This window comes from Vibrio sp. S12_S33 (assembly GCF_963889785.1).
GTDB lineage: Bacteria > Pseudomonadota > Gammaproteobacteria > Enterobacterales > Vibrionaceae > Vibrio > Vibrio aestuarianus.
The window spans coordinates 1-1,948 of record NZ_CAWPQZ010000124.1; the positions used below are offsets into that span (position 1 = coordinate 1).

Below are 1,948 nucleotides of genomic sequence, written 5' to 3' on the forward strand. Positions count from 1 at the left end.
GCATAAATTTCAACACCAAAGAAGCCGCACCAACGAACTTAACAAACACAACACTTCCCGTAAGCAGACTTCGTTAAGTTCAAACACTTTCCAAAAAGTGCCACTGGCGAGATAGTTGAGAAGCTGAAATCTGTCCGGTGTGTAGCTAGAAAACAGAAAGCCTTTCCACCCTAAATTCACCGTTTTTCTTAACCCCAGCTAACGCCCAATTAAGGGGTGAACAACGCTTCCATCCAAACCTAAAGCATTGTGTCATAAACACTAAAACCGAAGTAGAAACAAAAGCGCCAAGCGTTGTGAATCCCTCTTAAATTGCTTGTTAGCATATTTTGCTCGCGACTATCTGCATCGAGTAGTTTTCAATTTCATTATTAATTTTTTGCATTTTGCCTTCAACATCCCCTAATTGCTTATTAGGGTCTTCGAAAAATTGTTCTATCGAACCCAAAGTAAGCATTATAACCTGAAACATTTGAATATATTGCTGTTCCATATGATTCGAGTCAAAATCATCAATTAAAGAATTAAAGTGCTCCAATTGACCATAAATCGCTGACAGCGCAATTCGTTCAGACTGGTTATAGGAAGCATACAATTCAGCATAATACTTGTCGTGAACTAGAGTTTTAATTTTAAGAGGGATGAAATTAAAACGCTCTCCCTCAAGTAGAGATTTCGCGAAACTTTCGCAGTACTCACGGGATTTGCTTAACTTGAACGAAATGTCTTCTAGCTCAGCGCCTAAAGCAGATTTCAACTTACGGCTCCTTATCTTAGATCTAACAATTTCGGTAAACTGAGATAAGCACCACCCAACTCCAACTGAAATCAAAGCCACTATTACTTTATCGTTCATATTTCCTCAATATGCTAACGCTGCGTTAAGTGGTGAGCAACGCGACCACAATCCTAAACCATTGCGCCTTAAACACAAAAACTCAACCTAGAGCCGAAACTCCCAAGCGTTGGGAATCCGTCTTAAACGCCTAGTTAGCTGCTGCACTTTCGCTAGCAAATTACGCCAAAGTGCCTAATTTGAGACAAATTATTGCTTTCAAACGGCAAAGTAAAACAGACAGCAGTGAAATTAAAACCCAATCCACGAAATGCGCTTGGCAAAGAAGAAATGACCGAGAAAATCACCATTCCTGAGCTCGGTCATTTGCAAAGAATTCTATCGAAAAAGCCAACGACAAAGCACACGAAACGAATTTAGACATTCATGAATTTCAACACCAAAGAAGCCGCGCCAACGAACTTAACAAACACAACACTTCCCGTAAGCAGACTTCGTTAAGTTCAAACACTTCCCGAAAAGTGCCACTGGCGAGATAGTTGAGAAGCTAAGATTTGTCCGGTGTGTAGCTAGAAAACTAAAAGCCTTTCCACCCTAAATTCACAGCTTTTCTTAACCCCAGCTAACGCCGCGTTAAGTGGTGAGCAACGCGACCACAATCCTAAACCATTGCGCCTTAAACACAAAACTCAACCTAGAGCCAAAACTCCCAAGCGTTGGGAATCCGTCTTAAACGCCTAGTTAGCTGCTGCACTTTCGCTAGCAAATTACGCCAAAATGCCTAATTTGAAACACATTATTGCTTTCAAACGGCAAAGTAAAACGGACAGCTGTGAAATTAAAACCTAATCCACGAAATGCCCTTGGCAAAGAAGAAATGGCCGAATAAATCACCATTCCTGAGCTCGGTAATTTGCAAAGAATTCTATCGAAAAAGCCAACGACAAAGCACACGAAATGAATTTAGGCATTCATGAACTTCAACAGCAAAGAAGCCGCGCCAACGAACTTAACAAACACAACATTTCCCGTAAGCAGACTTCGTTAAGTTCAAACACTTCCCGAAAAGTGCCACTGGCGAGATAGTTGAGAAGCTGAGATTTGTCCGGTGTGTAGCTAGAAAACCCAAAGCCTTTCCACCCTAAATTCACC

2 protein-coding genes are annotated in these 1,948 nt (G+C 41.2%); one reads left to right on the forward strand and one right to left on the reverse strand.

What is annotated here, in order from left to right:
• Positions 1-319: 319 nt before the first annotated feature.
• Positions 320-757: a hypothetical protein gene (locus tag AACW06_RS19310; protein WP_192076302.1), complete on the reverse strand. Its 438-nt coding sequence runs from the start codon at positions 755-757 to the stop codon at positions 320-322.
• A gap of 324 nt (positions 758-1,081) precedes the next feature.
• Between AACW06_RS19310 and AACW06_RS19315 the strand changes: the two genes are divergently transcribed.
• Positions 1,082-1,216: a hypothetical protein gene (locus tag AACW06_RS19315; protein ID WP_339379023.1), complete on the forward strand. Its 135-nt coding sequence runs from the start codon at positions 1,082-1,084 to the stop codon at positions 1,214-1,216.
• Positions 1,217-1,948 lie beyond the last annotated feature (732 nt).